Genomic DNA, 6,070 nt, shown 5'->3' on the forward strand with positions numbered 1-6,070 from the left:
GCTGCCGACCGCGATCCGGATGGAGCCGCGCAGCGGCGCGCTCAATGTCGCGCGGCAATTCCTGCAGCAGCTCCGCTTCGACGTGAAAGGCGTGTTCCGCAGTGTTCCCTTCCTGGTGATGCTCGCCTTCGCGATGATCAACTTCATCGGTGCCGCGCTGAACCAGGGCGACATGTACGGCACGCCGCTGTTGCCGGTGTCCTCGCAGATGCTCGCCTCGCTGCAGGGGAGCTTCAGCTGGATGCTGATCATCATCGTCCTGTTCCACGCCGGCGAACTGGTGTGGAAGGAACGCGCGGTGCGCATCCATGAGGTCACCGACGCCATGCCGCTGCCGGACTGGCTGCCGCTGTCCGCGAAGTTCTGCACGCTGGTGCTGGTGGTGGCCAGTTTCCAGGCCACCGGCGCGCTGGTCGCGATGGCGATCCAGGGCTTCAAGGGGACGGTCGCGATCGAACCGGCGGTCTACCTCAAGACCCTGTCGGTCGACTCGCTGATCTACGTGCTGATGGGCGGTGCGGCGCTGTGCCTGCAGGTCCTGAGCAACAACAAGTTCGCCGGCTACGCGCTGCTGATCCTGGTCCTGGTGGTGCAGGCCACGCTCGGCATGCTCGACTACACCCACCATCTGTACACCTTCGGCAGTTGGCCGATCGCGCCGTACTCGGACATGAACGGCTACGGCCACTTCCTGCGGGGGCAGCTCGCCTTCGAGGGCTATTGGCTGCTGTTCATGGCGGTCCTGTTGCTGGTGTCGGTGGCGATGTGGGTGCGCGGGAGCGAGTCCAGCTGGGGCCGCCGGCTGTCGCGGGCACGCGAGCGCATGCGCGGGCGGCTGGCGTGGGCCACCGCGCTGGCGGCAGTGGCGTTCGTGGCCTGGGGCGGCGTCCTGTTCTGGAACACCAACGTGCGCAACACCTTCATCGCGCCCGACCGCCAGCTCGACCTGCAGGCCCGTTACGAAACCGCGCTGGGTGGCTTCCGCAAGCTACCCCAGCCGCGCATCCTTGCCGCCAGCACGGAGATCGACCTTCGGCCCGAAACCCAGGCGCTGCACGTGCGCGGGCGCTATCGCATCGTCAATCCGCACGACGCGCCGATCGAGGAGATCCATGTCGCGATGGCCGAGGACGAAACCCTGGCATCGATCGACCTGGGAGGCGCCAGCCTCGCGCGCCACGAGCAGGCGCTGGGCTACCGGATCTACCGCCTCGACACGCCGATGCAGCCGGGCGAGACCCGCGATGTCGACTTCGTGGTCGATCGCGTCCCGCGCGGCATCACCAACGACGTCGCCCAGCACGAGGTGGTCGAGAACGGCAGCTTCTTCAACAACCGGCTCTTCCCGGCCTTCGGCTACCAGGCCGGGGCCGAGATCATGGACCGCAACGAGCGCCGCAAGCGCGGACTCGGCGAGGCGCGAAGGATGAACCCACTCGAGGACGAGGCGGCCCGCGCCAACAACTACGTCGACGACGACGCCGACTGGATCGACTTCAAGACGACCATCTGCACCGCGCCGGACCAGACCGCGCTGGCGCCGGGCTACCTGACTCGGCGTTTCGAGCGGGACGGCCGTGCGTGCTTCAGCTACGAGATGGATCGACCGATGCTGAACTACTACGCGTTCCTGTCGGGGCGCTGGGAGGTGGCGAAGGGTCGCTACAAGGACATTCCGATCGAGGTCTACCATCACCCGGGCCATGCCTTCAACGTCCAGCGGATGATCGAGGCCGCGCGCAAGTCGCTGGCCTACTACGAGGAAGCGTTCACGCCCTACCAGCACAGGCAGCTGCGGATCCTCGAGTTCCCGGGCTACGAAACCTTCGCCCAGAGCTTTGCCAACACCATCCCCTATTCGGAGCGCATCGGCTTCATCGCCGACCTCGGCGATCCAGAGGCAATCGACTACGTGTTCTATGTCACCGCCCACGAGGTCGCCCACCAGTGGTGGGCGCACCAGGTGATCGGCGCCGACGTCCAGGGCGCGACGGTCCTGTCGGAGTCGCTTTCGCAGTATTCGGCCCTGATGGTGATGGAACGCGAATACGGGCGCGAGAAGATGCGGCGCTTCCTGAGGCACGAACTCGACAGCTACCTCTCCGACCGGGGGGGCGAGCGCCTGGAGGAACTGCCGCTGTACCGGGTGGAGAACCAGCCCTACATCCATTACCGGAAGGGTGCCCTGGTGTTCTACCGGCTGCGCGAGGAAATCGGTGAGGCCGCGTTGAACCGGGCGCTCAAGCGCTTCCTGCAGGACAAGGGCTACCAGTCGCCGCCGTACACGACGTCGGCCGAGCTCGTGGACTACATCCGCGCGGAGGCCCCTGCGGCCGCCGGGCCACTGATCACCGACCTGTTCGAGAAGATCAGCTTCTACGACAACCGGGTGGAAGCGGCGCAGGCACGAAGGCGCGAGGACGGCAAGTACGAGGTCACGCTGTCGCTGCATGCGGCCAAGCGCTATGCCGACGGCATCGGCAAGGAAACGGCGGGAACGCTGGACGACTGGATCGAGGTCGGCGTGTTCGGTGAAGGCGAGGAAGGGGAGGAGACCGTGCTCTACCTGGAGCGGCTGCACGTGACCCGCGGCGACCCCGCCGTGACGGTGGTCGTCGACGCGCTTCCCGTCGAGGCCGGCTTCGATCCCTACAACAAGCTGATCGACCGCGTCTCTTCGGACAACCGCAAGCGCATCAGCCTCTGAGCGACGGGCGGCTCAACGGGGCTTGCCGGGCACGGGGAAGGGCGTGACGACCTTTTCACCGCTGCCGGCATCGCGGATGGTCGCGCTGCCTCTTTTCTCGACTTCCTCGATCCGCACGATGCTCTGCATCGGCAGGTGCAGCACGCGGGTGTCGCCGAACTCGTCACGCAGGCGTTCTTCGGTCGGGTCGACGACGACGCCGGCATTGACGTCGAACACCAGCTCGCGGATCTCGGTGAAGCCCCACAGCGCGCCGGAGGTCACCGAGCGCGCGTACAGCTCGTAGACCTTGCCGGCGTTGAGGAACGAGACCTTGTAGAGGGGCTTGGACATCGGGCGGGCGTTGGGCGGGCGACAGCCCTGTAGTGGTGCCTGGGCGGCGCGATTGCAATACCGCGGTCAGAAGCCGCTGCGGCGCCGCATCTGGCGCGCGATGCCGGCACGTGCCACCAGCGCGAAGGCGCCGCCGAAGGCGAAGCCGGCCAGGTGGGCCGACCAGGCCACGGTGCCGAAGGCCGGGCCGATGTAGGTGAACAGGATCTGCAACAGGCCCCACGTGCCGATCAGCAGCGAGGCCGGCACGCGCAGGAACTGCAGGTACAGGCCCAGGGGCAGCACCACGCCGAGCTTGGCCTGGGGGAACAGTGCCAGGTAGGCGCCGATCAGGGCCGAGACCGCGCCGCTGGCGCCGATGATGACGCGATCGGGGGTGCTGATCGAGATCACCGCGGCCAGGTTGGCGAGCGCGCCGCCCAGCAGGAACACCGACAGCAGCCGCCACGGGCCCATGATCCTCTCGGCAGGCAGGCCGAAGATCAGCAGGAACACCAGGTTGCCCAGCAGGTGCGCCCAGTCGGCATGCATGAACACCGCGGTGAACAGCCGTTGCCAGTCGTGCAGCGAGGCCGGGCTCAGGCCGCCCGAAAGCGCGCCCCAGTCCTGGATCAGCGCGGCCTGGCGGCCCGCCGGCTGGAAGGTGGTCCACGCGAAACACACCCATAGCACCGCGAACAGCAGGGGCGTGGCCCAGCGAAGCGACTGTTTTCCACGGGAAGGGACGGCTATGAACATCGGGACCGGTTGCTCGGAATCTGGGACGCGAAGCGGGCAGCATGACCACTGGGACTGGCCGCCACACCTCGCTGTGGACCATAAGGCATGCCTGCAGGCCAATGCACCCGACACCCCCCGGATTCATGACGTGGGTAGTTAATAACCGGTTAACCCGCGTTATAGTACATACGGCGTCGTATGTCGGGAGGGGTTTCCGGCACGCAGGGACCGGCCAGCCGGAACCGGGCGAACGACCCGGGAAGACCCAAATAACACTCCAATGGAGACAACATTCTATGCAACACGCAGACCGCATCATCCGCCTGTCGGCGCTCGCCCTGGGCATCACCGGCGCGCTGGCCGTGGGCCAGGTCCACGCTTCGGGCTTCCAGCTCAAGGAAAACAGCGCCAAGGCCCTGGGCAATGCCTTCGCCGGCGCGGGCGTGCGCACCGATGATTCCTCGGTGGTGACCAACAACCCGGCTTCGATGACGCAGCTCCAGGGCACCACCACCGTGCAGGTGGACGTTACCGTGGTGGACCTCAATTACGAAGCCGATGGCGTCAGCGGCACCGACGTCCTGGGCCAGCCGCTCACCGGCGGCAACGGGGGTCAGGCCGGCGACGTCACGCCCGTGCCGGCCTTCTCCGTCGTGCATCGCTTCGACGACACCGGCGCCGCGATCGGCGCGATGGTCAGCGCTCCGTTCGGCCTGAAGACCGAATACGACCGCGACTGGGTGGGCCGCTACTACGCCGCCACCTCCGACGTGCAGATCGTCGACCTGACCCTCGCCGGCGCACTCGACATCACCGACCGCTTCTCGGTCGGCGTGGGCGCGATCTTTTCGCACGCCGACGTGACCCTTTCCAAGTCGGTCGACTTCGGCACCGCGTTGTTCGGCAACCCGGCCACCCGCCCGCTGCCGTTCGCCCGCCCGCAGGCGGCCGACGGTTTCGCGGACGTGCAGGGCGATGGCACTGGCTTCGGCTGGCTGGTCGGCGCCAACCTGCGCCCGACCGACAAGCTGACCCTGGGCCTGTCGCACCGCTCCGAGATCGACTACGAGCTCGACGGCGACGCCGACTGGACCGTGCCTGCCAACGTGCGCGCGGTGTTCGACTCCAACCCGATGACCCGCGTGCTGTTCAACGACGGCGGCGTGACTGCCAACCTGACCACCCCGGCGATCACCACGCTGGACGCGAACTATCAGTTCACCGAGGCGTTCTCGATGGCGGCCACCGTGTCGCGCACCAATTGGGAATCGCTGCGCGAGGTCCGCATCGACTTCGACAACCCGGATCCGGATTCGGCCGAAGAGTTCGATTGGCAGAACACCACCTTCTGGTCGATCGGCGGCGAGTACAAGCTCAACGACGCGTGGACGCTGCGCGCCGGTTACGCGCAGGACGAGACTCCGACCCGCATCGAGACCCGCACCCCGCGCCTGCCCGACGCCGACCGCAACTGGTATTCGCTCGGCGCGACCTGGGCCCTCAGCGACGCGTTCGAGATGAGCTTCGGCTACACCTACATCCAGCCGAAGGATCCGAAGATCGACATCGTCACGCCGCCGGCGGCCGGTGGCCAGCGCCTGGCCGGTGATTTCGACGGCGACGCCAACCTGTTCGCGATCTCGGGCCAGTACCGCTTCTGATCCGACGCGCACGCGCTGCAAGAAAAAAGCCCCGCGCACGCGGGGCTTTTTTTGGTTCTTCTCCCAACTGAGGGGAACCGGGTGCACGGCCGGCCCAGGCAGCTGCGAACACCCGAGGCGACGCGCCGGGGGCGACCACCGTGCGGCAGCCCCCACACGGCGTCATGCCAGCGAACGCTGGGATCCAGCTTCTGCTTTCGACCTTGTCCTCGACCATCGCCTCGGCACCTCGTCGGCACGGGACTTGGCGCGAGGCGCTTGGCTTGTGTGCCGAAGCCGCCCCCTCATACCGGGTCCCCGGGTGCGCTTCGCTTACCCGGGCTACGCGGCTGATTGTGCCTCGCGTAATCCTTCCTACTAGGGGGATTTGAACCCAAGGCAAGATCAAGGGCTTTCGCCCGCTACGCGTGCGAGTCCCTTTCGTCTTGGCAAAAGGAACCAAAACCGCAGGCTCCATCGTCCGCCCGTCCGGCTTCGCCGCACCGGTCCCCTGTGCGCCTCGTCGATGGCGGCACAGCGCCCAAACTCGCTGCGCTCAGACAAGGGCGCCTCTACGGCCGCCATGGCCTGCGGTGCTCGGCGGCCTCAAAGTCGCGAAGATCAAGATCAAGATCAAGATCAAGATCAAGATCAAGATCAAGATCAAGAT

At 66.8% G+C, this 6,070-nt stretch carries 4 protein-coding genes; 2 read left to right on the plus strand and 2 right to left on the minus strand.

Annotation, left to right across the window (positions count from 1 at the left end; translation table 11 throughout):
• Positions 1 to 2,707 (plus strand): M1 family aminopeptidase (locus FKV25_RS09440; protein ID WP_141518550.1); only part of this gene is annotated, 2,707 nt, incomplete at its 5' end.
• A 12-nt stretch (positions 2,708 to 2,719) separates the two neighbouring features.
• Here the strand turns inward: FKV25_RS09440 and FKV25_RS09445 are convergent.
• Both FKV25_RS09445 and FKV25_RS09450 read right to left on the minus strand, forming a co-directional pair.
• Positions 2,720 to 3,040 (minus strand): DUF1820 family protein, encoded by a 321-nt coding sequence (locus FKV25_RS09445; RefSeq protein WP_141518551.1) that lies wholly within the window; start codon positions 3,038 to 3,040, stop codon positions 2,720 to 2,722.
• Positions 3,041 to 3,106: 66 nt separating this feature from the next.
• Complete coding sequence (locus tag FKV25_RS09450; RefSeq protein WP_141518552.1) at positions 3,107 to 3,778, minus strand: rhomboid family intramembrane serine protease; 672 nt, start codon at positions 3,776 to 3,778, stop codon at positions 3,107 to 3,109.
• Between the two features lie 278 nt (positions 3,779 to 4,056).
• On the opposite strand from FKV25_RS09450, the gene FKV25_RS09455 reads away from it, so the two are divergent.
• Positions 4,057 to 5,421 (plus strand): OmpP1/FadL family transporter, encoded by a 1,365-nt coding sequence (locus FKV25_RS09455; RefSeq protein WP_170218601.1) that lies wholly within the window; start codon positions 4,057 to 4,059, stop codon positions 5,419 to 5,421.
• The last annotated feature ends 649 nt before the right edge of the window (positions 5,422 to 6,070 follow it).

Origin of the sequence: Marilutibacter aestuarii, from assembly GCF_006546775.1 — a bacterium.
Taxonomy (GTDB): Bacteria; Pseudomonadota; Gammaproteobacteria; order Xanthomonadales; family Xanthomonadaceae; genus Marilutibacter; species Marilutibacter aestuarii.

Coding starts and splice junctions, on each gene's coding strand:
- FKV25_RS09455 (WP_170218601.1), top strand. CDS start 4,057: ATGCAACACGCAGACCGCATCATCCGCCTGTCGGCGCTCGCCCTGGGC.
- FKV25_RS09445 (WP_141518551.1), bottom strand. CDS start 3,040: ATGTCCAAGCCCCTCTACAAGGTCTCGTTCCTCAACGCCGGCAAGGTC.
- FKV25_RS09450 (WP_141518552.1), bottom strand. CDS start 3,778: ATGTTCATAGCCGTCCCTTCCCGTGGAAAACAGTCGCTTCGCTGGGCC.